The sequence below is a fragment of the Mesorhizobium sp. KACC 23794 genome (assembly GCF_052180275.1).
GTDB lineage: Bacteria > Pseudomonadota > Alphaproteobacteria > Rhizobiales > Rhizobiaceae > Kumtagia.
Window position 1 is genome coordinate 1,445,820 of the sequence record NZ_CP197465.1, and the last position, 26,007, is coordinate 1,471,826.

Genomic DNA, 26,007 nt, shown 5'->3' on the forward strand with positions numbered 1-26,007 from the left:
CGTTTGCCGTGGACCGCCTGGAGTCGATGTCGGTGGTCGTGGCGGTGGCCGAAGCCGGCAGCCTTTCGGCGGCGTCGCGCAAACTGGGCATCCCCGTCGCGACCGCCAGCCGCAACCTTTCCGAACTGGAAACGCGGCTGAACACACAGCTCTTTCAAAGGTCGTCGCGGCAGATGAGGCTGACGGATGCGGGGCGATCCTATATCGAAGCCTGCAAGCGCATCATCGAACAGGTGGAGGATGCCGAGCGCGAGGTGTCCGGTGAGTACAGGGTTCCGAGTGGAGACCTGACAGTGACCTCGCCATGGGGTCTGGGGCACATGCACCTCGTACCGATCGCCTGCGAGTTCCTGGAAGCCTATCCCGACATCGCGCTAAGGCTGCTGCTGACCGACCGAGTGCTGCGGCCGCTGGAGGACCATATCGACGTCTCTATCCGGATCGGCCCTCTTGCGGATAGCAGCATGATCGCGACCCGCATCGGTTCGGTCCGGCTCGTCGTATGTGCAAGCCCGGCCTATCTCGTGGCGCGCGGACGTCCGGAGAGGCTGGACGACCTGGCAAGCCACAATTGCATCACCATCGATGACTTCGGCGCACCGCGCACCTGGAAGTTCGTCGACGGGAACCGCGAAATTGCCGTCCCCATCCGGTCAAGGCTGACCGTGAGTACCTCCGAGGCGGCGGTCGAGGCAGCAATCGCAGGCGCCGGGATCGCCAAGGTGATGTCCTACAAGATGGAGGCGGCAAGGCGCGCGGGCGCTCTCGTCATCATGCTGGAGCCATTCGAGCAGGAGCCATTGCCTGTACACATCGTCTACCCGGAGCGGAAGCCTATGCCGCTCAAGCTTCGTGCCTTTCTCAACTGGATCACACCGCGTCTGAAGGCTCGTCTCGCCGGGCCTGCCGACTAGGAATGTCCGCTCGTGGGTATTCACAGACCGAACCTGCCAGTCAGCTCCCGGCACCGAAGACCTCGCGTCGAGGTTGCCATGTGTTTGCCTGACGAAAGGCCGGGGTTACAGGGCTCACGTTACCAGAAGGGACGCCTAGATCCTGGCGCCGCCGGTGGCGTCGATGGACTGCCCCGTCGTCCACCGTGCGTCGTTCGACGCGACGAAGGTGATGACGTCGGCCACGTCGGCAGGCTGGCCGACACGTGAAAACACCGACAATGCTTCCGCGCCTGCACGCGCATCCGTCGCAAGCCAGTCCGCGTTCATATCGGTCTCGGTGACACCGGGCATGACCGAGTTGACGGTTATACCGCGGCTTGCGAAGTCGGGCGCGAGCGCCAGTGTCAGTGTTTCGAGAGCCCCCTTTGACGCCGCATAGGCGGGGTGAGTCGGCGCTGCGATGCGTGTGAAGCCGGTGGAAACGTTGATGATGCGCCCGTCGTCTCGTATGTCGCTCGCCAGCGCCTGGATCAGGAAGAACGGCGCCTTGAAGTTGATGGTCATGAGGTCGTCGAATGTTGCTTCGCTGGTTTGTGCCAACGGCGTTGCCACCGCGATGCCGGCATTGTTGACGAGGATATCGAGGCCTGCTTTACCCGTCGCGGCCTGCGCCGCGGCCCTGAACTGCCCGGCAATGCTGTCGGCGGCCGACTTTCCGTCGCGCAAATCCGCGCCGATCGCCACAGCTCGCGACCCCAGTGCCTCGATATCCCGCACCGTAGCCTCTGCGGCTTTCCTGTTGCTGGCGTAGTGCACGCCGATGAGCGAGGCACCTTCCTTGGCAAAAGCGAGCGCCACTGCCCGTCCGATGCCGCGCGATCCGCCGGTTACGAGGGCGACCTTGTTCGAGAGACGTCCGGACATTTCCAACTCCGTTGCAGTTTTTAATAGCGATCGATATATTAATCGTAATCGACGGTTGTCAATGGATTTTATAAGGAACGATATAAAAATGGACGAGCCTCCGAAAAGACGGGGCAGGCCGAGGACACTGGATCGCAATGTCGGGCTTGGCGTCGCGGCGCGACTGTTCTGGGAACACGGCTATGAAGGAACATCGATCGCCGACTTGACGGCGGCGATGGGCGTGACCCCGCCGTCGCTCTACGCGACGTTCGGCTCGAAGGAAGAGCTTTACAATCAGGCGCTCGATCATGCCGTCGAGCGTGAGAGCAAGGCCCGGACGGACGCTCTGCACAGCGATATGAGCGCTTATGAGGCTTTGTCCTTTTACTTGCACGACGTCGTGACCGGCATCTCGCGTCCCGACGATCCGCGCGGATGCATCGTCTCGACAGCGGTTGTTCAATGTGCGGCGGAAAACGAGACGGTCGCGAAATCCGTAGCTGCAAGGCGCGAGTCTGCAATCAAAGCCCTACGCGACCGTTTCGACAGGGCGGTCAACGAAGGGGAACTTGCTGCCGGCACCGACACGGATTCGCTTGCACGCTTCTACGGAGCTTTCGTGCAAGGAATGTCGGTGCAAGCCTGTGACGGTGCTTGCACCGAAAGGCTGAGACGTCTGGTCGATATCGCGCTTTCAGCCTGGCCGGGAAAGCATGGTGATGGAGTTCGTTGAGAGCATCAAAGCGTTGTGCTGAACCTTCCAGGACGGATTGTCATTTCGCGGCGTGCGGTCGAGCGCACCGGCGAGAATGTACGGGCGGTGCCCCGATATGCTCTGCTTCTGGTCACCTAGCATCCTGCTGAAATGCGCCCGCAGACGGTTTCGGAACTCATCAAGGGTAATTCGGCAATCATTCTTCGTCAGCGCGATAGCAACGTAACGGAGGCGCTGGGCCAGATACAGCGCCTGTCTTGGTTCCCGCGTCCGTAGCGAGATACGTATCGCTGACGCTGTAGGGCTAACCGCTTTCGGGAGCGGGTGACGAAAATAGTAAACCTTGTGTCGGGAGACAGACAGGTAGGCCGATACGGGCATAACAGTGTCTCACTTGGCTGTCCCACCAGTGCAAACGTATCGTTAAGCCCTTGTATTTCCGCCGATGGTGGAGCTGAGGGGGATCGAACCCCTGACCTCGTCATTGCGAACGACGCGCTCTCCCAGCTGAGCTACAGCCCCGTTCGGCGAATGGCGGTGTTATGTGCAGGCACTGCCACGCCTGTCAAGCAGGATGGCGGGCGTTTTGTCGCCGTCGACGGCAATGGCGGCTGCAGATGGGGCGGCGGATGGAAACGAGGCTTGTCCCCAATCCGGCCAATGGCTACATGTCGGCGGATCAAAGGAGACCTTTATGCTCGCGCTTCTCCAGACGGTGGACCTGGCTCTTGGAATTTACTGGTGGTTCCTGATCGCCTCGGCGATCTTCTCCTGGCTCTATGCGTTCAACGTGGTCAATTCGCGCAACCAGTTCGTCAACACCATCGGCACGTTCCTGTTCAAGGTCACCGAGCCGGTGCTGGCGCCGATCCGGCGGGTCCTGCCCGATCTCGGCGGCATCGACATCTCGCCGATCATCGTGCTGCTGATCATCTATTTCCTGCGCCAGTTCCTGTGGACGACCATCGCGCCGATGGTCCTTTAACCTTCTGGAATGACGGGTTTTTATCGCGAACGCGACGGCACCGTCGAGTTGTTCGTGAGGCTCACGCCGAAGGCCGGCGCCGATGCGTTGGGCGCGGTCGAGACGACCGCCGACGGACGGGCGCACGTCGCGGCGCGGGTCCGCGCAGTGCCGGAGAAGGGGGCGGCGAATACGGCGCTCGAACGTCTCGTTGCAGAACGTTTCGGCATTGCCAGGTCGAAGGTTTCGGTCATTGCCGGCCTCACGGCCCGGCTGAAGACAGTGCGGATCGACGCCGATGCGTCTTCGCTGCGCCTGGTCCTGGAGGATTTGGCGAAAGGCTAGTGCGGCTTTTCGGCAAGTCCTTGATATGATTTCCTGTTCGGGGATGCGGCGGTGCATACGGAGCCGCCGTGCCGGCGTTGCGCAGCCGTGCGTGAGGCCTGTAATATCCTTGTGTTTCAATAGGATGTTCGGTCAGATCCTGGAAAAGAGCCTGATCGGCTTCACGGAGCGCCGCCTGCGAGCGGACGCGACGGCCATTTTGGTGCCGTGAAGATGATAGGCGAGGGGGCCGGGCCGTTCCCTCCTGACAGCTAGGGCCGGCGTCCGTGTCCTGGCGGCTGGTTTCATTTCGCTGCGGCTTGATCTAGGCTTTTGCTGGTTCGACCCGATGCGAGGTGAGCATGCAAAACCTGCCGGCCGTTGCGGTTCTGGCCGCCCTCTGTCTCCCGGCCGCCGCTGCCGAGATGAGGAGCGAGTACACCGACATCGATTTCGAAAAATCCTGCTCGGCCTTCGCGCCAAGCGACGAGACCGGCGATTTCGTCAATGTGGTCTGCCCAGGCTGGCGCGGCTATCCGGTGATCTTCTACGAGGGCGACCTGCGCGAATCCATCTTCTACGGTTTTCCGCCTTCGGGCGCGGACCCTGTCTGGGAGAGTTTCTCGGCGTTCAATTCGGCCGGGCCGAAGATCGAATGGCGCATCGAGGTGGACGGGGCAAAGCAGGTGCCGATCGCGGCGATCCAGCGCTGGTTGGTCAACAGCGATCCCGAGGACAGCGACAAGAAGACGGAAGTGCTGGTCGTCGAGAAGGTCGGGCAGATCGGCGTGGGCGACGGGTGCACGATCGGCCTGGTGGTGGCCAGCGGCAACCCGAAGGCCAACGAGACGGCCCGGAAAATCGCCGACGAGCAGGCGCATGACTTCGCCTGCGGCGCCGACGAGCGGGTGGTGGTCAGCGGCGACGTGGCGCTGCCGGAGTTCGACCGGCAGGAGAACTGATATGCTCCGGCGGCGCTACGCCGCCTTCGCCCGCTCGATCGCCTCGACGATCATCTCGCGGGCGCGGTCGGCGTCCTGCCAGCCGCCGATCTTGACCCATTTGCCGGGCTCCAGGTCCTTGTAGTGCTCGAAGAAATGCGCGACCTGGTCGAGCGTGATCTGCGGCAGGTCGGTGTAGTTGTGGACCTTCTCGTAGCGCTTGGTGAGATGCGGCGACGGCACGGCGATGATCTTCTCGTCCTGGCCGGCATTGTCTTCCATGATCAGCACGCCGATCGGCCGCACGTTGATGACGCAGCCGGGAATGAGTTCGCGCGTGTTGCAGATCAGCACGTCGATCGGATCGCCGTCGCCCGACAGCGTGTGCGGCACGAAGCCGTAATTGCCGGGGTAGCGCATCGGCGTGTGCAGGAAGCGGTCGACGAACAGCGTGCCAGCCTCCTTGTCCATCTCGTATTTGATCGGCTCGCCGCCGACCGGCACCTCGATGATGACGTTTACGTCGTGCGGCGGGTTCTTGCCGGTGGGAATGGCTTCGATGCGCATGGCTGGGGTCCCCTTGCTGTCGTTTGACCGATAGCCGGCTCGCCGAGACGACGCAATGGGATGCGGTGCGGCGCTTTGCCGAAGCTTGACAGCGGGATGTTGTACGGCACTCAAAGGTATCGTATACGATACTAAATGGCTATCGACCTCGAGGTCTATGAGGACGATCTGGTCAGGCGGCCGTTCGAGGAATGGTTCGACAAGCTCCCGGCGGCGCATGCCGCGAAAGTCACGACCGCTCTGTTTCGCCTTGGAGCCCGGACATCAGGCAGGACTGAAGCCTGTCGGCCAAGGTGTCCTGGAATGGCGGATCGACTGGGGACCTGGCATCCGGATCTACCTCGCCTTCGATGGTTCGAGACTCATTATATTGCTGGCCGGCGGGACCAAGAGCCGACAGCAATCGGATATCGGCCTGTCGCAGGACCGCTGGGCGGATTACAAGCGTCGCAAACGGTTGAAGGAGTGAAGGCAATGGCGCTGTCACGGAGTTTCAAGGAGACCGTAAGGGCGCGCGCCGAACGTGATCCGGAGTTCCGCGCGGCGCTTCTTGGCGAAGCCGTGGAAGCGTTCGCCGCCGGCGAAGCAGATGTCGGCAAGGCACTGATGCGCGACTACATCAATGCAACCGTGGGATTCGACCAGCTTGGCGAGGCCGTCTCGATCGATCCGAAAAACCTGATGCGGATGTTCGGCCCGCGCGGCAACCCGAGACTGGGAAATCTTTCGGCGGTTCTGCGCGAACTCAATCGCCGGGAGGCCGTGCGCCTGAAGGTGGAGCCGGAACGGCTGGCCGGATGAGCAATTCGGCCCGGAGATCATATCCGAGCCTATGTGTCTTCCATCCGGGCCGCGCTGATCCGCCTCGGTTACGCCGCTCTCCCGAGCAGCGAGAAAATGACGCGCCCGGTTAGACCGGCCCGACATTGCGTGACAAGGGCGGGAATTGAACCAGCCGATGGGCCGCCTCAATCAGTTATGGATAAAGAGCCCGCGGCGTGACGTTATTCGCCGTGAACCCCAAGCGTACGCTGCAGGGTGGTGACAATCAGCTTTTCCAGCTCGGCGTGGATCTCCGCGCGGGGACGGGCGGTTTCGTCGCAGATCGGATCGACCTCGCCCACCGATTTCAGCATCTCGGCGGCGCCCTCCCTGCATTCCGGCAAGAAGCTGTAGTGATCGCTGCCCTCGACCGCGACGTAGGTTCCGTGCGGCGTCAGCGCGGCGAGCTTGTCGGCGATGACGCCGGGCGGAACGGTTCCGACGTCGCCGAGATTGATGAAGTTCATCGGGATGGCGATCCGCTTCAGGCTTTCCTCGTCATAGGCCTGCGCGAGGCCGGGATCGACCAGCACGGCCGATTTGATGCGGCGGTCGAGATTCGACTGTTCGAAACGCGCCTTGTCGATGGTGCGCAGGTTGAGCCTGTCGACCTTGACCTGCTCCTCGTTCACATAACCGACGCCGCCGGCGAACCATTTGCAGTCCCATTGCGTGTAGGCGTCGCAATAGCGTGCATAGGCTTCGAGATCGGCTCGCGCGCCGGCGATCTCCATGGCCGCGGAGCCCCCAAGCGAGAAGCCGACGACGCCGATGTTTTCGGCGTCGATGGCGCCGTTCCATCTTGGGTCGGCCGTCAGGGCGTCGATGACGGCGGACAAGTCTTGTGTGCGCTCCCATATCTTGGGCGTGTTGGCCGGCGTCGAGTCGCCGCTGGTGGTGCCCGGATGATTGGGACCGGCGACGACGAAGCCGGCCTTGGCCAGGGCCGTGGCCAGCCAGGTCATGCCTTGTATCCGGCTGCCCGAGCCGTGCGACATGACGACCAGCGGATAGCGCCCGCCGGCGAACGGCGCATCAGCGGATGCGGGCGCGCCCTTGAACACCCGGTTGTCGCCGACCATGACGGGCTTGCCTCCCGCTTCGGCGGGATACCAGACGGTCACGGACAGGTCGCGGCCTCGTTCGGGGGTGGTGACGCTGATCTCGCGAACGCCGACCTTGGTGGCGAGCGACGGATCGGGTAAGGCCGTGGCGATGAGGAGAACAGGCAGGACCGAAAGACTTTGCAGCGGGTTCATTGGGGCTCTCGCGGTGTTGGAAGAACGGTCCACAGATGGCATCGCCGCGACCGCCGCGCGTCCTCGATCGCGATTCAGGTCGTCCCGGATCGCGATCCGGGCCATTGTCGGCGGATCGATTCCGCTGCCAGAGGCCTGCCTTGATCTTCGTTCCGCTGCCTTTCGTGGTCGCGCTGCTGTTGCTGATCCTGCTCGCCGCCCTGCTTCGGAGCCAGGATCGGTCGACAGGCAACCGGCCGTTCCTCGCCCTGATCGCTCTATGCACCCTGCAATCGACCGTCGTCGGTTTGCGCTGGGGCTATGGCATCGTGGAGATGCGCTATGTGCTGCCGGTGCTGGCGAGCTGCCTGCCGGGACTGGTGCTGGCAAGCTTCCGCAGCCTGATCCATCGCGACGCAACGCAAGAGAGGTCGACGCGCTGGCTCCATTTCCTGCCGCCCGCCGGCATGATCGCGCTGCTGCTGTTCAGCCCCGGCCTGATCGATCTCGCGCTGATCGTGCTGTTCGTCGGTTATGCGTTTGCTGTGCTCGGCCTCGGCCGCAGCGGTCCCGACGCGCTCGACGAGGCGCGGTTCGACGGCGCGGTCGCGGCGCACCGCGCCCTCTTCATCGCCGCGGCGTCGCTGCTCCTGTCGGCGTTTTGCGACCTCGCCATCCTGCTCGACTTCGAATGGGGCAAGGGGACGAATGTCGCCCTGATCGTCAGCAACGCCAATCTCCTGGAATTGCTGCTGCTCGGCTTCACGGCGCGTGTCGCGGCCGGCGCCCGGGTGTTGCCGGCGGCAGCGGCGGAGGTGGAAGCAGACGCTTCCCAGACCGCGCAGGATCGTGAGATTCTTGACCGCCTCGACCGCCTGCTCAACGACCACAACCTGTTCCGCGACGATAATCTGACGCTGTCGCGGCTGGCCCGGCGCATGGGCGTGCCGGCTCGAACGATTTCCGGCGCGGTCAACCGGCTGGCGCGGAAAAACGTCTCGCAATACATCAACGACCACCGGATTGCCGAAGCCTGCCGGCTGCTTCGGGAGACGGACATGCCGGTGACGGCGGCGATGTTCGAGGCCGGGTTCCAGACGAAATCCAACTTCAACCGCGAGTTCCGCCGGGTCACCTCGCTAAGCCCGGCCGATTGGCGGGAGAGAAATCAGGTGTCGGGCGCTACCGTTTGATCCTCTGCTAACCGATATCTTTCCTTGGAAGAGCGGTTCGGTTAAAAACCCGTCTGATTTGTCATCCCGGTTTGCCGGAAGGGGGTTTGGTGTTGAATTTGTCAGGATCGAGTGTAGCCAGGATGATCATGCCATCGCCTTCGGCATACGAAGGGAGAGCGTTCAAAGTCATCCCCCATGCCGGTTCAAAGCAACTCGCCATCTTCATGACGGCCACTGGCGCTGGCGCCGGCCTTTTCAACTTTTGGGGCGCGGGGAACGAACTTCCTGTCAACCGCATCTTCGTCAACAATGGCGGTCGCAACGAGTGGTATCAGGGCGGCATTCCCGGCCTTGGCGGCGACCTGCCTGAAGTTCTCCAGACGCTTTCGCGCTGGGCGCGCTATCTTGGCGCGGAAGAAACGGTCGTCATCGGCCAGAGCATGGGGGCGGCTGGCGCCATCCTCTACGGCACGCAGCTCGGCGCGCGGGTGTTGGCCTGTTCCCCCGAGACGACCATGAAGTTGCGGGGCAGTCGCAGCGAAAAGCTCATGCACCCCGAGGCGCCTGTTCACTTCCGGAACCTGCATGATTTTATCCGCAACGCGACGAAGCCGGTAACCGTGTTTGCCGGCGAGCGCGACCCGGTCGATCTCTACTGCATGAGTCTCGCGAAAGGCCTTCCCAACTACCACGGCAGGACGATGCGCCGGGTGGTCCACGGAGTGCCGAACTACCTCAAGAACAGGGGCCGGCTGCGGCCATTCCTGGAAGCTTTCATCGCAGGCGAAGCAATCCCGCCGATGCCGGAGGACGGCAACGCGCTGGACCATCCAAATTTCGCAAAAGATTTTTATGCCCTGCACGTTGCGAGTCTGCGCAGGGACTGGGAAACCGCAATCAAGATCGGCCGCAAGATCACCTTGGGGAATTTCTGGTCGGATCACGCGTATTATCTGCTGGGATGCGCCTATCTTAATTCGGGCAACTTCGCCGAGGCATTGAAGGCCTTCGCCGCAGCGGATGCCATATTGCCCGGCGACAAGGAATACCGCTTCTCGATCGGCAATTGCTATCGGCATCTCGGCGACAGCGATCAGGCAATCGGGACGCATCGGCGAACGATTCGCGACGGAGCAGGATCAGCGAAAACGCATTATGATCTCGGCGTTGTCTATGCGAGAGCCGGCCTTTATGGGCGAGCGCTGAAGGAGGCTGGTAAAGCGGTGGCGTTGGCGCCGAACAACGCGGCTTTTAAAGCGCAGGAAGAGCGCATTAAGGCGCAAATAAGGTCGGGCAGGCTGCCAAACGACCCCTACGCTGCTCGCCTACGCCTGATCTATGCTTAATACTAAGGTTCAATGATCAGAACCTGTGTGCCATTCTCTTATTCCAGGGGCCTCGATACTAATCTTCTGCGAGTCCTGGTACTAGCTGATCAACGACGCGATATAGCCGCGAATGCCTTCCGTGTTGCGCGGCCCGCCGTCGATGCCGCCACGCTTTTGGATGCGCTCGCGCATATCGGCTAGCTTCGTTTCGTATGAGGGCTGGAGCAACACCGCCCGGCGCATCTGCTCCAGCGCCTCGGCGTTGCGACCGACACGTTCGTAGCTGATGGCAAGGTTGAACGGTAGGCGGGCGGCGTTCGGCCACTTCCCGATTTGCTGCTCGAACAAGGGGATCGCTTGTTTGTTGTACTTGGCGATCCTCAGCGCCTGCGCATGGAAGAACTGCCCGTCCTCAAATTCCGGCGACCGGCCTGCCGCGTAATTGAGATGCTTGATAGCTGCCGACATTCTCTTCAGGCCGAGATAAGTGCGCCCAAGAAGATAGTGGAAAATCTCGGAACGAGGGGAGACCCTCAAGGCCTGGCGGCACAGTTTCAGGCACGCGGCCAGGTCTTTCTCGAAGAACGCTACATGGGCGCGATGAAGCAGGTCGACAAGCTCCGGGCTCTCGCACATCGAACCCTTTTCCTGGAGGGGGGGTATGGGAGTGCCGGTGGCAACCATGCCCACCACGGTCTTCACGCCAAGGGCAAGGTGGATGAAACGCGCTGAGCCATGGCCAACGCCCCGCAGGCTTTCCACTTTGACGTTCGGGAGGTTCACCAAGCGTTGCGCGGCGACCACGTCGATTGGATACATTTCGCCAACAAAGACGTTGATCGGGACGCCGGCCTGCTGGATGGCGGGAACGAGGTCAGAGTAACGCATCACCGCGTCTTTAGGCATCAGCCGCCAGCTGGGACTCGTCGGTAGCCTGAGCAGCGTGTCGAAGCTGAATGCCAGGACCTTGGCTTTCAGCATGCCGCCATACAGGACGGCGCCGTATCCGCCCATGCTGGCGCCGACGGTGACGATCTCATCGACCGAATTGCGTTCGCACCACGCCTGGATCGACGCGATCGTCTCCTCGATCGTCGTCCCGAGCCCCGCGACACCATCCTGATACCAGTGATTCCTGCCGTCGCTAACGAAAAGCAGGTTTTCCTCGACCTCCCGGCCGGCCTTCCAGAACTCGAACCGGCCGTTTCTCTGCCCGGTTCCCGAGAAGAAGATCACGAGTCTTTTGGAACCAGCCCTTTCGACGAAATAGTAGTTTGGCCCGGATGGGGGAAATGTCGCAGCTTCCGTCATCTTTTTGGTGGCTAGTCTCCGAAAGGGACGTGTCGTTTAGCCCGTATTCAAAAAGGCATCAACCCTGACGCACATGGCGAATATTGGGATGACATGCCATGGGCCCGGCGGCATTCCTGCGTAGTCCGAGCCGGACCGAGGGAATATTGCGCGAAGGCGGCGGCGGGCTCTACCGGTCCGAGTGCCTTTGCAGCTGCCTCCAAGCGGCAGCTTCACTCCCAGACGAAGGCGATCTTCTTCAGTGCCTTCTGGTCGAACACTTCCACGCCCTCGGCAATGTCGCGGCCGCCGGCGCCCTGGTAGAAGGTGACGGCATTCTGGTTCTCCTCGAGTGCCCAGACGACCAGCCCCTTGAGGCCGTGGTCGGCCAGCCTCTTGCGGGCGACGGCAAAAAGCCTGCTGCCGAGACCGACGCCCTGGTATTCGGGCTTCAGATAGAGTTCGTAGATCTCGCCTTGCTGCGGCAGCTCGCGGGCGCGGTTGCGGCCGATCGTGGTGTAGCCGGCGACCTCGCCGCCGATCTCGACGACGATGACGGTGGCGGCGCGGCGGATGGCATTGGCCCACCATTCGCCGCCGCGGCGGTTGACCATCTTGGTCAGCGCCTTGTGCGGGATGATGCCGGCATAGGCGCCCATCCAGGCGGCGTGGTGCACTTCGGCGATCGCGTCCGCGTCGCGCGGTTCGGCCTTCCGGATGTCGATGGTGAGTGTGGTCATGATGGTAAACTTTAGATCGCCCGCCGATCATTGCAAGCGACACGAATTGCGCCAGGCTGGGAGCGGCGGAAAACCGTGTCAGATTTCCACAACATGATCGTCGAGTTCGTTGGCGTCGTCGGACCGGCGCGGGAAATGCGTCGACAGCAGCGCGCCGACCGCGCCGATGGCCGCGACGAAACCGTCGGCCAGGCGGTCCTTTCGCGCGTGCGCGATCAGGTCGGCGACGATGCCGTTCCACGTCTCCTGCGGCACCTTGGCGTCGATACCGGCGTCGGCGACCACTTCGGCGTAGCGTTCGGCCAGCGACACGAAGATCAGAACGCCGGTGCGCGCCGTGGTGATGTGGACGTTGCGCGCCAGGAACTGCTTCAGCCCGTTGTCGTGGGCGCGGCGGTAGCGCAGGTTTCGCGGCACGAAGTGGATGCGCAACCCCGGCGCCAGGGAGAGGACCAGCCACGCGGTGGCGAGCGCCAGCGCCACGGCGGCCCAGAACACGGGCAGGCGCATGCTGACCCACCAGTGCTCCAGCAGCAGGGCGGCGGCGAGGCTGGCCAGCATGACGGCAAGCGTGACGAAGAAGGCGGCGGGATAGAAGTAGCTGTCGCTGGAGCGGGCGACGACGCAGTAGATCTCGCCCGCCGTCTCAGCCTCGGCGGCGCGCACGGCCTCTGCGATGCGGTCGTGGTCGGCGGCGGTGAGGGTGCGGGTCATCTTACCAGCTCCCCGACGCGCCGCCGCCTCCGGACGAACCGCCGCCGCCTGAAAAGCCGCCGCCGCTGCTGCCGGACGACCAGCTGCTTCCTCCCGACGACCAGCCGCCGGACGAACTGCCGCTGCCGGAGGAACGGCCGCCGACAGTGACGTCCATGCCCAGCCAGCGATAGCGGTTGGGTCCGATCCTGGTGCCGAAGATCGGCGGCAGGATCGCCATGGCCATGCCGCCGAGGAAGATCGTCGCCCAAAGCGCGATGAAGAGGACGAAGATCCAGTCGACGTCCTCGAAGCTGCTGCCGGAGGGCGGATTGCGTTTTGCCCGCGCTTCCAGCTCGGCCGCGTTGCCGTCCAGCACCATGACGATGTCGTCGACGGCGTGCGAGATGCCGCCGGAGAAGTCGCCGGCGCGGAAGGCCGGCACCATGGTGTTCTCGATGATCAGCTTGGAGTGCAGGTCGGTCAGCGTGCCTTCCAGCCCATAGCCGACCTCGATGCGCATTTTCCGGTCGGTCTTGGCGACGAGCAGCAGGATGCCGTTGTTCTCGCCGGCCTGGCCGAGGTTCCAGGCGCGGAACAGGCGATTGGCGTAAGGCTCGATCGCCTCGCCGTCGAGGCTGTCGACGGTGGCGACGACGATCTGGTCGGAGGATTTTTTCTCGAAGGCTTCGAGTTTCTGGACGAGCGCGGTTTCCGTCGCGTGGTCGATCATGCCGGCGTCGTCGACGACACGGCCGGTGAGTTTGGGGAGGTCGGCGGCGAGGGCGCTGAGGGGAAGGAGGAAGAGGATGAACAGGGCAATGACAAGCACCGCTATCCCTCCCCCTTGAGGGGAGGGTGGCCGCGAAGCGGCCGGGAGGGGTCGTTGCGGAAGTGCGAGGAGCTTTCCCTGGCGTGAGGAAGATGAGGTCGAGCACTGCCGCAACGACCCCTCCCGCCTCGCTTTGCTCGGCACCCTCCCCTCAAGGGGGAGGGTGAGCATCGCGCCCTTCGCCACGATCCGGATTACCCGCCCTGCTTCGTGCCGAAATCCACCTTCGGCGGCTCCATCTTGTCTTCGCTGACGGTGAAATTCTGGAACGGTTTGCTGTCGGTGAACCAGAGTGTCGCCCAGATCACCGAGGGGAAGGTGCGCAGCGTGGTGTTGTACTCGCGGACGGTCTCGATGTAGTCGCGCCGCGCCACGGCGATGCGGTTTTCGGTGCCTTCGAGCTGCGCCTGCAGGCCGAGGAAGTTCTGGTTGGCCTTCAGGTCGGGATAGTTCTCGACCACGGCCAGCAGGCGGGACAGGGCGCTGGTGAGACCGGCCTGGTTGTCCTGGAAGGCCTTGAAGGCGTTGGGGTCGGTCAGGGTTTCCGGCGTCACCGTGACCTGGGTGGCCTTTGCTCGGGCCTCGACAACCGCCTCCAGCGTGTCCTTCTCGTGCGCGGCATAGCCCTTCACCGTCTCGACGAGGTTGGGGATGAGGTCGGCGCGGCGCTGGTACTGGTTCAGCACCTCGCTCCAGGCCGCCTTCGCCTTCTCCTCGGCGGTCGGGATGGTGTTGTAGCCGCAGGCCGACAGCAGTGGCAGCAGCAAAGCAAGGACGGCGAAGGCGAAAGTCCGGCGGACGGACGGCGCGGCGGCGAAAGACATGGTAGGTCCTCGACAGCGGTTCCTGTGAAGCGCAGGCTTAGCATATTCGCAGTGCAAAGGAATGGTCTCCGCACGGGAGACTCTTGGACGCGCCGGCCCGCCTGTGATAGGCGAACTGCACGACAGCCATGCCCGAGGGGATTGCGTGCCCAGCGACGGAGACAGCCAGCGGACGGACGAATCCAGGCGGATTCTGGCCCGCGTCTCCGGCGAGGCCGAGCCGGGCGGCGCGTCGCATCGCGTAGCCGGCGAAACGGCCGACCCGATCGAGAAGCTGGGGACGCGCATCGCCCGCACTCTCAGCATTGCGATCACCATCGCGGTGATCGCCTGGGTCGTCATCTATTTCCTGCGGATTGCCTGAGGCATCATGAACACCGAACAGCCGGAGACGCCGCGCGCCGTCATCGTCATATCCAGCCACGTGGCGCGGGGGTCGGTCGGCAACCGCGCCGCCGTGTTCGCGCTGGAGACCTTGGGTTTCCCGGTCTGGGCGGTGCCGACCGTCATCCTGCCGTGGCATCCGGGACACGGGCGGGCGACGCGCATCGTGCCGGAACCGGAGAAATTCGCGGCGCTGATGAAAGACCTGGAAGGCTCGCCATGGCTCGGCGAGGTGGCGGGAGTGCTGTCCGGTTATCTCGGCGATGCCGCGCAGGCCGAGGCGGTGGCCTCGCTGGTCAAGGCGGTGCGGGCCAGGAACCCGCGCGCGCTCTATGTCTGCGACCCGGTGATGGGCGACAGCGGCGGGCTCTACGTGCCGCAGGCGCTGGCCGAGGCGCTGCGCGACCTGCTGGTGCCGATGGCCGACATCGCCACGCCGAACCGTTTCGAGCTGGAATGGATGTCGGGCGTGAAGCTGGACGACCTGCGCTCGGTGATGGCGGCCGCGATGGAGGCGGGGCCGCCGACCATGCTGGTGACCTCGGCGCCGGCGCTGATGGCGGGCGGCATCGGCAATCTGATGCTGACGCGCTCCGAGGCGCTGCTGGCCGAGCACCGGGCGATCGACAAGCCCCCCAACGGGCTCGGCGACCTGACGGCCGCCGTGCTGCTGGCGCGGCTGCTCGACGGCCAGCCGGCGGGCAAGGCGCTGCAGTCGACCACGGCGTCGGTGTTCGAGATTCTCGCCCGCACCACCAAGCGCGGGGCGGACGAATTGCAGATCGAGACCGACGCGCAGAGCCTGTCGCACCCCATGGCTATGGTGCATCTGCGGCACCTGACGCATCCCGGGCGAGATCGGCGGGCTTGAGCATCGGGGTCAAGAACCTCGACCGGTGAAGCACCCCCACTCCGGCCCTTCGGGCCACCTCTCCCCCTTACAGGGGTAGAGGAAATGCGCTGCCGCAGTGCCGGGACTTCTCCAGCCTGGCTTCCTTCCTCTACCCAGAGGCAGAGGTGGCCCGAAGGGCCGGAGTAGGGGGTGCTTGATGAAGGCCAACGATCATAGCGCGTTCTGGCTCCGACAGGTATAAACCGATGCATCTCGCGCTCACCGCATCTGTCGACATAGCCGGCGTCGATGGGTGCAAGGCAGGTTGGATCGCCGTGGTGAAGCGCCGCGCTGCGCCACCGGCGGTACGAGTCTGCGCCACGTTCGGCGAAATCCTCGCGGGGTTGGCCGAGGATGCGGTTGTCGCGGTCGACATGCCGATCGGCCTGCCGGCCTTTACGGGGCATGGCGGGCGCGGGCCGGAGGTTCTGGTGCGCCGCCTGCTTGGGGCGCGGCAGTCCAGCGTCTTCTCCATCCCGTCGCGCCAGGCGGTCTACGCAGCCGACGAGGAATTTTCGACAGTCGAGCGGTGGTACGAGGCGCATAGGATCGCCAGCGCTGTGGCGCGCCAAACGTCCGATCCGCCGCGCGGCGTGTCGATCCAGGCTTTCGGCATTTTTTCGAAGATACGGGAGTTGGACCGGCTGTTGCGGGAGCGGCCGGAACTGCGGGAACTCGTGGTGGAGTCGCATCCGGAGGTGGCATTCTGGCGGCTGAACAGCGAGCGGGCCATGACGCTGCCGAAGAAGGTGAAGGGCAGTGTCAATCCCGCGGGCATGGCGGAGCGCAGGGCGCTGCTCGCGACGCATGGCATCGACAGCGTATTCCTCGACGCGCCGCCGCCGCGCGGGGCCGGGGAGGATGATTTCCTCGATGCCGCGGCGATGTTGTTGATTGCGGCCAGGCGCGCGCGGGGCGAGGCGCGGTCGTTCCCCGGCCCGCCGGACCGCGACGAGTTCGGGCTTCCGATAGGGATATGGGCTTGATGGAACCGATTTGCTGCGGTGCAGCGAATTGCGCATTGATCAGCGGATGGGATCGGCGTTAGGTAAAATCCATGACCGATCTTCCAGACCACCTCGTTGCCGGCTACCGCAGCTTCATCAAGGGACGCTATGCCTCGGAGACAGGAAAGTGGCGAACGCTGGCGCGCGAGGGGCAGACGCCGGAGACGATGGTCATCGCCTGCTGCGATTCACGCGCCGCACCCGAGGTCATCTTCGATTCCGGGCCGGGCGAGTTGTTCGTGGTGCGCAACGTCGCAAACCTGGTGCCGCCCTATGCGCCGGACGGCGAGTTCCACTCGACCTCGGCGGCGCTCGAATTCGCCGTGCAGGTCCTCAAGGTGAAGAACATCGTGGTGATCGGCCACGGCCGCTGCGGCGGCATCCGCGCCGCGCTGTCGCCGGCGAGCGAGCCGCTGTCGCCCGGCGATTTCATCGGCAAATGGATGAGCCTGCTCGGGCCCGCGGCCGAATCCGTCAGCAGCAATGCGCTTTCGACAGCCAGCGAGCGGCAGACCTCGCTGGAGCGCATCTCGATCCGCTATTCGATCGCAAACCTGCGGACCTTTCCCTGCATCAGCATCCTCGAGGGCAAGGGGCGGATCGCGCTGTCCGGCGCCTGGTTCGATATCTCGACCGGCGAACTTTGGGTGATGAACCGCGCCACCGGCGATTTCGAGCGCCCGGACATCGATTGATGGATGCACGCGGCGGTCATGGCTGGTTGCGCCGGGCGCCTGTCGCGATTGCCGCCGCCGCGCTGCTCACCGGCTTTTCGGTAGCCGCACCTGCGGAGCCGAAAGTCGTCGACGACTGGTACGTGGCGCTTGCCGCTGCCGATCGCGCCGGGCTGGAGCGACTGCTTTCCGAAGACGCCAGGATCAGGCTGACCGATCTCGGCGTCGAGCAGACGAAGGCCGAGTTCGTCGCCTCGCTGGAAAACTGGGAGCAGGCGGCGGAGGGCACGACGATCCGGCATCGGATCGAGAGCGATAGCGGGCAGCAGGCGACCGTGCTCGCCTGCTACGATTTTCCGGAAAACGACGTGCTGCTACGCGAGACGTTCCGTATCGAGGGTGGGCTGATCCGCGAAAGCAGCCAGGCTTTCGTATCCGACAACTGCGACGCCTACTGAAGCGGCGTCTGGTCCGGGGCGGGATGGACGATGTTGGCCGCGGCCGGCTTCGGAAGCCTATGCCAGGCCATCCAGGCCAGGATGCCGATCAGGCCCATGGCAGGGATGACGGTGGCCATCGCCACCACCGGCTCGCCGATGGAAGCGCAGACCAGCCCGCCGATGAGGCCGCCACCCATCTGGAAGAAGCCGCTCATCGAGGACGCCGCACCGGCGATGTGCGGGAATGGCGCTAGCGTGGCCGTTGACATCGCCGGCAGCACGAAGGCGAGGCCGAAGGAGAAGAACGCCACCGGCCCCATGACCAGCAGGAAGGTCGGCTCGAAGAGATGCAGGCCGATCGCCGTGGACAGGCTGCCGGCCGCGATGAACACAAGGCCCACCGGCACGATCCGGAACGCGCCGAAGCGCCCTAGAAGCTGGCGCACCACCAGCGAGCCGGTGAAATACAGCCCGGACTGCATCAGCATGCCGATGCCGAACTGGCTCGGCGTCAACCCGACCCGGTCCATCAGGATGAAGGGCAGGATGGTCGCCTGCGTGTAGATGGTGCCGACGCTGCCGGCTAGAACGATGCTGGACAGCACGAAATACGGGCTGGACAGCACGCTGCGATACGAACCGAGCAGCGCTGTCGGACGGATGCGCGACAGGTCGCGCTGGACCGTCTCCACCATGGCGAAGCGGACGATGAGCATGATGATCACCCCGGCGCCGAACATCAGCCAGAAGATGGCGTGCCAGCCGGCGAGTTCCATGGTGATGCCGCCGAGTGTCGGCGAGAAGGCCGGGCCGGCGGCGAGGATCAGGCCCATCAGGTTCATGATGCGGGCGGAGCGTTCGTTGGTGAACAGGTCGCGCACGATGGCGCGCGCGATCGCCCAGCCGACAGCAGCCCCGATACCCTGGAGGAAACGCGCGGCGATCAGCAGTTCGACCGTGGGCGCCAGCAGCGCCATCAGCGAGGCAACGAGGAAGATGCCCATGAAGACATAGGTGACGGGCTTGCGCCCAAAACCGTCGGAGAGCGGCCCGCAGATCAGCTGGGCCACGGCGAAGCCGGCAAAATACAGCGAAAGCGTCAGCTTCACGGCGGCTTCGGTTGTGCCGAAGGCGTGGACGATTTCGGGCATGGCGGGCGTATAGAGCGCCATCGACATCGGCCCGATCGCCACCAGGACCGCACCGACCAGGCTGACGCGGCGTTCGCTCATGACGGGAGCGGGACGCACGCTGGTCTGCATGTTCATGCTGCTGCGCTCTCCTTGCGGGATTGGTCGCGCGCCGCACTGAGGTTGGCGCGCACTTGCTTCAGCGTATCGAGGAAACGCTGCCAGTCGGCGGGCGAGACGCCCTTCGCGGCTTCGGTGCGCAGTCCGGCGGCGATCGGCTGGATGCTTTCCAGCATGGCTTCTCCCGCTGCCGTGACATGCACCAGTTTTGCACGGCGGTCGGCGCTGTCGGCTTGCCGCTCGATGAGGCCGAGCGCTTCCAGCCGGTCGAGCGAGGCGCTGACCGTCATGGCCTCGACGCCGATGCGTTCGGCGAGCAGATTCTGCCGCGTGGCGCCGCAGCGCGCCGCATGGCTCAACGTGCGGACATCGCCGGGATTGAGCGCGAGCCCCTCGGCGGTGATGCGCCGGTCCATCTCGGCGCGCAGCAGCCGCGTCACGTCGGCGATGAGGAAGCCGACATTGTCGGGATCCGAACGAATCGGCATAAATACTAAGTCCCTCTTATTATCAGGCTTGCTTAGAGATTGAAGGATGCGGCGTCAATATGGTTGCGCGGGCGTCGGGGCGGTCCTACATCGGAGGCGCTTCGACCCGAGGAGATTTTTCGCGCATGACTTCCGAGACCGCCGTGACGCTCGACGACCATCCGCTGACAAAGTGGAGCGGTCCGCACGGAATGCCGGATTTTTCGCGGATCGCTGACGGGGATTTCGCCGAAGTGTTCGAGGCCGCGCTGAAGGCGCATGACGCCGAGATCGAGGCGATTGCCGGCAATGCCCAGCCGGCGACGGTGGAGAACACGCTTGCAGCGCTGGAGCTTTGCGGCGACGCGCTGGACCGCGTCTCGTCGATCTTCTGGTGCCGGGCCGGCGCCCACACCAACGACGCGATCCAGGTGCTGGAGCGCGACATCGCGCCGAAGATGGCGCGGCACTATTCGGCGATCTCGATGAACCCGAAATTGTTCGGCCGCATCGACGCGCTTTATGCGCAGCGCGACAAGCTCGGGCTCGATGCCGAGACGCTGCGTGTCTTGGAAAAAAGCTGGAAGGGTTTTGTGCGCGCCGGCGCAAAGCTCGACCCCGAAGGCAAGAAGCGGCTGGGGGCGATCAACGAGGAACTGGCCTCGCTCGGCGCCCAGTTCGGTCAGAACGTGCTTCATGACGAAAAGGAGTGGGTGCTGTTCCTCGATGAAGGCGACCTCGACGGGCTGCCGGCCTTCCTGCGCGACGCAATGGCGCAGGCGGCCGAGGCCCGCGGCCGCAAGGGCCAGTACGCCGTGACGCTGTCGCGGTCGATCTACGAGCCCTTCACCAGCTATTCCGCTCGCCGCGACCTGCGCGAGCAGGCGTGGAAGGCCTTCACCCGTCGCGGCGAGAATGGCGGCGGCACCGACAATGGCGCGGTGGTGGCGAAGACCTTGGCACTTCGCGCCGAGAAGGCAAAACTGCTCGGCTATGACAGCTATGCGGCATTGAAGCTCGACGACACTATGGCCAAGACGGCGAAGAACGTCTACGGCCTGCTCGATCCGGTGTGGACCAAGGCGCGGGAGAAGGCGGCCGGCGACCAGGCCGAATTGCAGCGCATCGCGGCCGCCGGCGGCAGCAACGAGATCATCGCCGGCTGGGACTGGCGCTACTACCAGGAAAAGCTGCGCGCCGAAAAATTCGCCTTCGACGGGGCGGAGCTAAAGCCGTATCTGCAACTCGAGCGTATCATCGACGCCTGCTTCGATGTCGCGGGAAGACTGTTCGGTCTCTCCTTCGTCGAGCGCGAGGGCATCAAGGCGTGGCACGACGACGTGCGCGCCTTTACCGTCAAGCGCAAGGACGGCAGCGAACTTGGACTGTTCCTGGCGGATTATTTCGCCCGGCCGTCAAAACGCTCCGGCGCCTGGATGAGCGCGCTGCAGTCGGGCTACAAGCTCGGCAAGGGTTCGACGCCGATCATCTACAACATCATGAATTTCGCCAAGGCTCCGGCGGGCGAGCCGGCGCTGCTGTCGCTGGACGAGGCGCGCACGCTGTTCCACGAATTCGGCCATGCGCTGCACGGCATGCTGACCGATGTCACATGGCCGTCGGTGGCAGGCACCTCGGTCAGCCGCGACTTCGTCGAACTGCCGTCGCAGCTCTACGAGCACTGGCTGACCGTGCCGGCGGTGCTGGAGAAGCACGCGCTGCACTACGCCACCGGCGAGCCGATGCCCAAGGCGCTGCTCGACAAGATGCTGGCGGCGAAGACTTTCGGCGCGGGGTTCGCGACGGTGGAGTTCACGTCGTCGGCGCTGGTCGACATGGCCTATCACGCGCGGCCCGATGCGCCGGCCGATCCGCTGGCCTTCGAGGCCGAGACGCTGAGGCAACTGGAGATGCCGGACGCCATCGCCATGCGCCACCGCACGCCGCACTTCCAGCATGTGTTCGCCGGCGAAGGATATTCGGCGGGGTACTATTCCTACATGTGGTCGGAAGTGCTGGATGCCGACGCCTTCTCGGCCTTCGAGGAGACCGGCGATCCGTTCAATCCGGCGCTGGCGGAAAAGCTGCGCAAGCACATTTATGCAGCGGGCGGGTCGCAGGATCCGGAGGATCTGTACAAGGCATTCCGCGGCAAGATGCCGACGGCGGAAGCGATGATGGTCAAGCGCGGGCTGGCTTGAGGGCCGGCCGGGCGATTCGAGGTGCGTCCTTCGGAGCACTCAAATCCCTGGGGTAGCGATCGATCGGGCGCGCCTCGAAGGGCGCTCCCAAAAGCCTGTCCTAGCCGCCCCGCTCGATCAGGAACCGATGTCCGCCGCTGTTCGGCCGGCTCTCCAACAGCCTGTGCCCGTCCTCGTTGCAGAAGGCGGGGATGTCGATGACCGCCAGCGGGTCCGTGGTCTCGACCCAGAGCAGGCTCGCGGCCGGCATGCTCGCCAGCCGCTTGCGGGTCTTCAGCACCGGAAGCGGACAGTTGAGCCCCTTGAGGTCGTAGACCTCCGGCTCGCCGGTGGGTGGTGAAGGTTGGGTCACGATTGGGGCACGGCCGCCGGCGATCGGAATCGCCGGCTGCTGGGGTCAGCTGCCGAATATGTTGGTGATGCGCTTGCCGACGCGGCCGAGGAAGCCAGGCTTCTCGACTGGCACCGTCGCCTCGACGACGGGCTCGGGCGGCGGCGGGTTCTTCGCGGCTTCGGCGGCGGCGATCTGGGCTGCCTTGGCGGCGGCCTTCTGCTCTTCCGCCAGCCGCTTGGCTTCGGCCTTCTCCTCGGCGAGGCGCTTCTTCTCGGCTTGGGCGGCCTCAAGCGCCGCCATCTTGCGCCCGGCGGGCGAATCGATGCGGCCCATGCGGCTTGTCGTCTGGACGACGCTGCCGGTCGCCGTCATCGCCGGCGGCTCGATCGGCACGCGTTCGCCGCGCGCCCGCTTCTTGGTCCATTCGGAGACCACCTTGGCCTCCTGGATTCCCAGGATGGTCGGCTTCGGCGCCAGCGCGTCACGCGATCCGACGGCGCTGGCGAAAGCCGCCTCGTAGCCCGACTGGTAGGACTGGTAGGCCATCTTCAGCGAATCGGGCTGCGTGACGGCGGGGCACGCACCGGACGGCGAGAGCGAGGCGCCGGGAGCTGCCGCGTTGAACACGTAGCGCTTCTCGCAGACGTCGACCTTCGGCGGCGTCTTGGTGATCTCGAAGTAGTCGTAGCCTTCCTTCAAATTCTTCCAGAAGGCGTAATTGGGATCGTCGCGATAGCGCGCCATGTTGGCGGCGGTCATGCGGAACGGGAAGGACTGGATCTGGAACTCGGTCTGGCCGCCTTTGAAGGATTCCCGCGCGATGGCGTAGATTTCCGTCATCTGCGAATTGTTCATCGAGAAGCAGCCCGACGACGAGCAGGCGCCATGCACCATCAGGTTCGACCCTGTGCGGCCGTGCGCCCGGTCGTAGGCGTTGGGATAGCCGATGTTGAAGGCCAGATGATATTTGGAGTTCGGGTTCATCTGTCCCGGACGGACGGTGTAGAACCCTTCCGGCGACTGGCGGTCGCCCTCGATGTATTTCGGCCCGAGTTTGCCCGACATCTTGCAGATCTCATAGGACGCCAGCAGGTCGTAGCGGCCGTTGGTCTTCTGCTTCCAGATCTCAACCTTGTTCTCTTCCTTGAAGACGCGCGCGATGATCGGCGCGCCACGCGCCATGCTCTTGGTGATCATGGTCTGCACGACTCTTTGCGACAGCGGCGCATTGGCGTTGCCGCTGCTGCCGCCGCTCACTTCCAGCGTCGATTCGGTGCAACCGGCCACGCCCAGCGCCAGAACCAGCAAGCCGGCGCGTATCAGTCTGGTGGTCGTCAATCTGGCGATCATCGGCATGCGTGTCGGTGTCTGTTCCGTGTGTCTCGGCCAGGCATTTTGCGCGCCGGCCATCGGCTTGACCATAGATTGGTTAACCTTGAGATTTGATTACCACAAGTCTTAACCGGCAGTCCCCCTGGTCGCAGTCTCTCGACTGGTCATTGAAGCGAACGAGGCGGCGAATTTGTGGCGAAATGCGGGCGGCAACTCCTACAGGTTGCGGCCGATCGCCAGATATTTTTCCCGCCGCTGCTCGCGGAAATCGCTGTTGGAACCGGCGAAATCCGAAAACGCTTTGGCGATCACTTCGCCGGTGGCTTCGATGACCGCGTCCGGCGAGCGGTGCGCGCCGCCGGTCGGCTCCGCCACGATGCCGTCGATGATCTTCATGTCGAGCAGGTCCTGCGCCGTGATCTTCATCGATGTCGCGGCGTCGCGGGAGCGCGTCGTGTCGCGCCACAGGATCGAGGCCGCGCCCTCCGGCGAGATCACCGAATAGATCGCGTGCTCCAGCATGTAGACGCGGTTGGCCGTGGCGATCGCGATGGCCCCGCCCGAGCCGCCCTCGCCGATCACCACGGAGACCGACGGCACCTTCAGCCCAAGACAGGCCGAGGTCGATCGCGCGATGGCTTCCGCCTGGCCGCGCTCCTCGGCATCGACGCCGGGATAGGCGCCGGCGGTGTCGACCAGCGTCAGCACAGGGATGCCGAAGCGATCGGCAAGCTCCATGACGCGCACCGCCTTGCGGTAGCCTTCCGGGCGCGGCGAGCCGAAATTGTGCTTCAGCCGGCTCTTGGTGTCGGAGCCCTTCTCCTGGCCGAGTAGCGCTATCGGTTCGCCCTTGAAGCGGCCGAAGCCGGCGATGATCGCATTGTCCTCGCCGAAGGCGCGGTCGCCGGCCAGCGGCGTGAAATCCGTGATCAGTTTCTCGACATAGTTCAGGCAATGCGGCCTGTCCGGGTGGCGCGCCACCTGGACCTTCTGCCAGGGCGTCAGCGCCTTGTAGACCTCGCGCAGCGCCTCCCTGGAGCGCTTCTCCAGCCGACCGATCTCCTCGGCGACATCGACTGCCTCGCCATTCTCGGCGAGCTTCTTCAGTTCGATGATCTTGCCTTCGAGATCGGCGACCGGTTTTTCGAAATCGAGATAATTGTACATGCGCTCTCGGACGTGCGAGCCCGTCGAGTTGGGCCGTTGAACGGGGCTGGCGGCCGGAACGCCGCTGAAATCCGCCTCCACATACCGTCAGCGCGGCGTGTCGGCAAGCGGATGATGGTCGTTGACCAGCCGCACCAGCCTCTCCTCCAGCACATGGGTGTAGATTTGTGTCGTCGAGATGTCGGCATGGCCGAGCAATTGCTGCACGGCTCTGAGATCGGCGCCGTTCTGCAGCAAGTGACTGGCGAAAGCGTGGCGGATGACATGAGGCGAAATCTTCGCCGCCGATATGCCGGCGCGCGCCGCCAGCGCCTTGAGGTCTCGGGCGAAAACCTGGCGGGGCAGGAAGCCGGTATCGGAGGAAGCCGGGAACAGGAACGGGCTTTCGGCGAAGGCCGGCGCCTTGGCGCGGATCGCATGCCAGGCGCGCATGGCGGCGCGCGCCTTCGGCGACAGCGGCACCATGCGTTCCTTGTTGCCCTTGCCGGTGACGACGAAAAACCGGTCGTCGCGCAAGGCGACGGACAGCGGCAGGCCGACCAGTTCGGAAACCCGCAGGCCGGTGGCGTAAAGCACCTCGACCAGCGCATGCATGCGGGTGGCGGCGAGGTCGTGCGGCTTTTCGGCGGCCTCGGCAGCGGCCCGGTCGAGCAGGCGCGAGGTCTCGGCCTCGCCCAGCGTCTTCGGCAGCGGCCGGTCTTTTCGCGGCGCGTCGAGGGTGCCTGTCGGGTCGTCGGGGCGAAGGCCCTCGCTGTAGAGGAATTTGAAGAACTGCCGCAGCACCGAAAGTTTTCGCGCCTGCGAGGTCGCCGCGAAGCCGCGTCCGGCGATGTCACCGAGATAGGCGCGCAGCTCGGCCGTGCCGGCATTGCCGAGACCGCCGATCGTCTCCGCCGCATCGTCGAGGTCGCGGCGGTAACTGGCGAGCGTGTTGGCGGCCGCCCCGCGCTCGGCGCTCATCATTTCGAGAAAGGCCTCGATGCGGACGGAATCTCTCATGGCGAAGGCTTTGCGGTCAGTTTGTCCAGGGGAATGTCGATGGTCATCTCGGTCTGGCGCGGTGTGACGAAAGTGGCGAGCGCGAACATTGCCGCAAAAATCAATGCGGCCAGGATGCCAATGGTCACAAGGAAGCGGACGAGGGTCGGCATGGTCGACTCAGTCCCGTTGACCCTGCCGGTTATCGCCCGCACCTCACGGCTGTTCAAGCCCAGGGGTTCAAGCGGTTGTTCGGACGCTTGGCCGAATCCGTGGACGGCCGAACTCGATTACCTGGGCGCGGGAGCTTGTCCTTCCCATTTCGGAAGATTTTCGTCGATGCAGGCCCATCGCGGCGCCTTGGCGGTCCAGATCGTCGCCACCGGTTGTGCGAGATCGGGGTCGTCAAAGGTGCCGACCCGGACGAACACCAGATGCGGGCGGGATTCTGCCTCACTGAACACATGCGTACCGCAGACCGGGCAGAAGCGCCGGTGCATCCTGTTGCCGCTGTCGGCGATGCTGACGAAATCGCACAGTTCGCCGGTGACCGCCAATCCTTCCGACGGAAAACAGGTGCTGACGGCCGCGTTTCCCGTCGCAAGATACTGGCACACCGGCACCAG

General features: G+C 64.4%; 31 protein-coding genes and 1 tRNA gene. 14 read left to right on the forward strand and 18 right to left on the reverse strand.

Annotated elements, in window-relative coordinates:
* Positions 1-8 precede the first annotated feature (8 nt).
* Complete coding sequence (locus ACSBOB_RS07210; protein ID WP_442581760.1) at positions 9-914, forward strand: LysR family transcriptional regulator; 906 nt, start codon at positions 9-11, stop codon at positions 912-914.
* 135 nt (positions 915-1,049) lie between these two features.
* Here ACSBOB_RS07210 and ACSBOB_RS07215 read toward each other — a convergent pair whose 3' ends face one another.
* A complete protein-coding gene (locus ACSBOB_RS07215; protein WP_442581761.1) occupies positions 1,050-1,820 on the reverse strand; it encodes an SDR family NAD(P)-dependent oxidoreductase in 771 nt (256 codons plus the stop codon).
* An 88-nt stretch (positions 1,821-1,908) separates the two neighbouring features.
* Here ACSBOB_RS07215 and ACSBOB_RS07220 point away from each other — a divergent pair, with 88 nt between their 5' ends.
* Positions 1,909-2,535 carry a TetR/AcrR family transcriptional regulator gene (locus tag ACSBOB_RS07220; protein ID WP_442581762.1) on the forward strand — a complete coding sequence of 209 codons (627 nt, stop codon included), beginning with the start codon at positions 1,909-1,911 and terminating at the stop codon, positions 2,533-2,535.
* On the opposite strand, the gene ACSBOB_RS07225 is transcribed toward ACSBOB_RS07220, so the two are convergent.
* Together ACSBOB_RS07225 and ACSBOB_RS07230 are read right to left on the reverse strand one after the other, a co-directional pair.
* Entirely contained in the window at positions 2,497-2,898 is a 402-nt protein-coding gene (locus tag ACSBOB_RS07225; protein ID WP_442581763.1) for a DUF6538 domain-containing protein, read from the reverse strand. The genes ACSBOB_RS07220 and ACSBOB_RS07225 overlap by 39 nt on opposite strands.
* Before the next feature lie 65 nt (positions 2,899-2,963).
* A tRNA-Ala gene (locus ACSBOB_RS07230) sits at positions 2,964-3,039 on the reverse strand.
* A 172-nt stretch (positions 3,040-3,211) separates the two neighbouring features.
* Here ACSBOB_RS07230 and ACSBOB_RS07235 point away from each other — a divergent pair.
* The 3 genes from ACSBOB_RS07235 to ACSBOB_RS07245 all read left to right on the forward strand — a co-directional run bounded on the left by ACSBOB_RS07235 (position 3,212) and on the right by ACSBOB_RS07245 (position 4,767).
* Positions 3,212-3,502, forward strand: a complete 291-nt coding sequence (locus ACSBOB_RS07235) for a YggT family protein (protein ID WP_442581764.1) — start codon at positions 3,212-3,214, stop codon at positions 3,500-3,502.
* 9 nt (positions 3,503-3,511) lie between these two features.
* The gene (locus tag ACSBOB_RS07240) at positions 3,512-3,826 is read left to right on the forward strand and encodes a DUF167 family protein (protein WP_442581765.1); all 315 of its coding nucleotides are present in this window, start codon (positions 3,512-3,514) and stop codon (positions 3,824-3,826) included.
* A 341-nt stretch (positions 3,827-4,167) separates the two neighbouring features.
* A complete protein-coding gene (locus ACSBOB_RS07245; protein ID WP_442581766.1) occupies positions 4,168-4,767 on the forward strand; it encodes a hypothetical protein in 600 nt (199 codons plus the stop codon).
* A gap of 15 nt (positions 4,768-4,782) precedes the next feature.
* Here the strand turns inward: ACSBOB_RS07245 and ppa are convergent, their stop codons facing one another.
* Positions 4,783-5,313, reverse strand: a complete 531-nt coding sequence (gene ppa / locus ACSBOB_RS07250) for an inorganic diphosphatase (RefSeq protein WP_442581767.1) — start codon at positions 5,311-5,313, stop codon at positions 4,783-4,785.
* Between the two features lie 135 nt (positions 5,314-5,448).
* Here ppa and ACSBOB_RS07255 point away from each other — a divergent pair, with 135 nt between their 5' ends.
* Positions 5,449-6,114, forward strand: a complete 666-nt coding sequence (locus ACSBOB_RS07255; protein WP_442581768.1) for a helix-turn-helix domain-containing transcriptional regulator — start codon at positions 5,449-5,451, stop codon at positions 6,112-6,114.
* Positions 6,115-6,317: 203 nt separating this feature from the next.
* On the opposite strand, the gene ACSBOB_RS07260 is transcribed toward ACSBOB_RS07255, so the two are convergent.
* Positions 6,318-7,394 (reverse strand): alpha/beta hydrolase family protein, encoded by a 1,077-nt coding sequence (locus ACSBOB_RS07260; RefSeq protein WP_442581769.1) that lies wholly within the window; start codon positions 7,392-7,394, stop codon positions 6,318-6,320.
* Positions 7,395-7,534: 140 nt separating this feature from the next.
* On the opposite strand from ACSBOB_RS07260, the gene ACSBOB_RS07265 reads away from it, so the two are divergent.
* Positions 7,535-8,566, forward strand: coding sequence for a helix-turn-helix domain-containing protein (locus tag ACSBOB_RS07265; protein WP_442581770.1), 1,032 nt, complete (start codon positions 7,535-7,537; stop codon positions 8,564-8,566).
* 122 nt (positions 8,567-8,688) lie between these two features.
* Positions 8,689-9,894: a tetratricopeptide repeat protein gene (locus tag ACSBOB_RS07270; RefSeq protein WP_442581771.1), complete on the forward strand. Its 1,206-nt coding sequence runs from the start codon at positions 8,689-8,691 to the stop codon at positions 9,892-9,894.
* Between the two features lie 81 nt (positions 9,895-9,975).
* Here ACSBOB_RS07270 and ACSBOB_RS07275 read toward each other — a convergent pair whose 3' ends face one another.
* The 5 genes from ACSBOB_RS07275 to ACSBOB_RS07295 all read right to left on the reverse strand — a co-directional run bounded on the left by ACSBOB_RS07275 (position 9,976) and on the right by ACSBOB_RS07295 (position 14,255).
* Positions 9,976-11,187 (reverse strand): tetratricopeptide repeat protein, encoded by a 1,212-nt coding sequence (locus tag ACSBOB_RS07275; protein WP_442581772.1) that lies wholly within the window; start codon positions 11,185-11,187, stop codon positions 9,976-9,978.
* A 212-nt stretch (positions 11,188-11,399) separates the two neighbouring features.
* Positions 11,400-11,906 carry a GNAT family N-acetyltransferase gene (locus tag ACSBOB_RS07280; RefSeq protein WP_442581773.1) on the reverse strand — a complete coding sequence of 169 codons (507 nt, stop codon included), beginning with the start codon at positions 11,904-11,906 and terminating at the stop codon, positions 11,400-11,402.
* Positions 11,907-11,984: 78 nt separating this feature from the next.
* On the reverse strand, positions 11,985-12,620 hold the full coding sequence (locus tag ACSBOB_RS07285) for a TPM domain-containing protein (protein ID WP_442581774.1): 636 nt from the start codon (positions 12,618-12,620) through the stop codon (positions 11,985-11,987).
* A gap of 1 nt (position 12,621) precedes the next feature.
* A complete protein-coding gene (locus ACSBOB_RS07290; protein WP_442583669.1) occupies positions 12,622-13,437 on the reverse strand; it encodes a TPM domain-containing protein in 816 nt (271 codons plus the stop codon).
* Between the two features lie 188 nt (positions 13,438-13,625).
* Positions 13,626-14,255: a LemA family protein gene (locus tag ACSBOB_RS07295; protein WP_442581775.1), complete on the reverse strand. Its 630-nt coding sequence runs from the start codon at positions 14,253-14,255 to the stop codon at positions 13,626-13,628.
* A 145-nt stretch (positions 14,256-14,400) separates the two neighbouring features.
* Between ACSBOB_RS07295 and ACSBOB_RS07300 the strand changes: the two genes are divergently transcribed.
* The 5 genes from ACSBOB_RS07300 (at position 14,401) to ACSBOB_RS07320 (ending at position 17,670) form a co-directional block, all read left to right on the forward strand.
* The gene (locus ACSBOB_RS07300; RefSeq protein ID WP_442581776.1) at positions 14,401-14,619 is read left to right on the forward strand and encodes a hypothetical protein; all 219 of its coding nucleotides are present in this window, start codon (positions 14,401-14,403) and stop codon (positions 14,617-14,619) included.
* Between the two features lie 6 nt (positions 14,620-14,625).
* Entirely contained in the window at positions 14,626-15,510 is an 885-nt protein-coding gene (gene pdxY / locus ACSBOB_RS07305) for a pyridoxal kinase PdxY (protein WP_442581777.1), read from the forward strand.
* A 227-nt stretch (positions 15,511-15,737) separates the two neighbouring features.
* Positions 15,738-16,517: a DUF429 domain-containing protein gene (locus ACSBOB_RS07310; RefSeq protein WP_442581778.1), complete on the forward strand. Its 780-nt coding sequence runs from the start codon at positions 15,738-15,740 to the stop codon at positions 16,515-16,517.
* A gap of 71 nt (positions 16,518-16,588) precedes the next feature.
* Positions 16,589-17,233 carry a carbonic anhydrase gene (locus tag ACSBOB_RS07315; RefSeq protein WP_442581779.1) on the forward strand — a complete coding sequence of 215 codons (645 nt, stop codon included), beginning with the start codon at positions 16,589-16,591 and terminating at the stop codon, positions 17,231-17,233.
* Positions 17,233-17,670 carry a nuclear transport factor 2 family protein gene (locus ACSBOB_RS07320; RefSeq protein ID WP_442581780.1) on the forward strand — a complete coding sequence of 146 codons (438 nt, stop codon included), beginning with the start codon at positions 17,233-17,235 and terminating at the stop codon, positions 17,668-17,670. The genes ACSBOB_RS07315 and ACSBOB_RS07320 overlap by 1 nt, the downstream gene beginning before the upstream one ends.
* On the opposite strand, the gene ACSBOB_RS07325 is transcribed toward ACSBOB_RS07320, so the two are convergent.
* Together ACSBOB_RS07325 and ACSBOB_RS07330 are read right to left on the reverse strand one after the other, a co-directional pair.
* On the reverse strand, positions 17,664-18,920 hold the full coding sequence (locus ACSBOB_RS07325; RefSeq protein WP_442581781.1) for a multidrug effflux MFS transporter: 1,257 nt from the start codon (positions 18,918-18,920) through the stop codon (positions 17,664-17,666). The genes ACSBOB_RS07320 and ACSBOB_RS07325 overlap by 7 nt on opposite strands.
* Entirely contained in the window at positions 18,917-19,390 is a 474-nt protein-coding gene (locus tag ACSBOB_RS07330) for a MarR family winged helix-turn-helix transcriptional regulator (protein WP_442581782.1), read from the reverse strand. Before ACSBOB_RS07330 ends, ACSBOB_RS07325 begins: the two co-directional genes overlap by 4 nt.
* Before the next feature lie 125 nt (positions 19,391-19,515).
* Between ACSBOB_RS07330 and ACSBOB_RS07335 the strand changes: the two genes are divergently transcribed.
* Entirely contained in the window at positions 19,516-21,570 is a 2,055-nt protein-coding gene (locus ACSBOB_RS07335; RefSeq protein ID WP_442581783.1) for a M3 family metallopeptidase, read from the forward strand.
* A gap of 100 nt (positions 21,571-21,670) precedes the next feature.
* Here ACSBOB_RS07335 and ACSBOB_RS07340 read toward each other — a convergent pair whose 3' ends face one another.
* The 6 genes from ACSBOB_RS07340 to ACSBOB_RS07365 all read right to left on the reverse strand — a co-directional run bounded on the left by ACSBOB_RS07340 (position 21,671) and on the right by ACSBOB_RS07365 (position 25,938).
* Complete coding sequence (locus ACSBOB_RS07340; RefSeq protein ID WP_442581784.1) at positions 21,671-21,922, reverse strand: sulfurtransferase TusA family protein; 252 nt, start codon at positions 21,920-21,922, stop codon at positions 21,671-21,673.
* Between the two features lie 45 nt (positions 21,923-21,967).
* Positions 21,968-23,260 carry a L,D-transpeptidase family protein gene (locus ACSBOB_RS07345; RefSeq protein WP_442581785.1) on the reverse strand — a complete coding sequence of 431 codons (1,293 nt, stop codon included), beginning with the start codon at positions 23,258-23,260 and terminating at the stop codon, positions 21,968-21,970.
* Positions 23,261-23,452: 192 nt separating this feature from the next.
* Entirely contained in the window at positions 23,453-24,403 is a 951-nt protein-coding gene (locus tag ACSBOB_RS07350; RefSeq protein ID WP_442581786.1) for an acetyl-CoA carboxylase carboxyltransferase subunit alpha, read from the reverse strand.
* Positions 24,404-24,490: 87 nt separating this feature from the next.
* Positions 24,491-25,402 carry a site-specific tyrosine recombinase XerD gene (locus tag ACSBOB_RS07355; protein WP_442581787.1) on the reverse strand — a complete coding sequence of 304 codons (912 nt, stop codon included), beginning with the start codon at positions 25,400-25,402 and terminating at the stop codon, positions 24,491-24,493.
* On the reverse strand, positions 25,399-25,554 hold the full coding sequence (locus ACSBOB_RS07360) for a histidine kinase (protein ID WP_442581788.1): 156 nt from the start codon (positions 25,552-25,554) through the stop codon (positions 25,399-25,401). The genes ACSBOB_RS07355 and ACSBOB_RS07360 overlap by 4 nt, the downstream gene beginning before the upstream one ends.
* 117 nt (positions 25,555-25,671) lie before the next feature.
* Entirely contained in the window at positions 25,672-25,938 is a 267-nt protein-coding gene (locus ACSBOB_RS07365; protein ID WP_442581789.1) for a GFA family protein, read from the reverse strand.
* Positions 25,939-26,007: the final 69 nt, after the last annotated feature.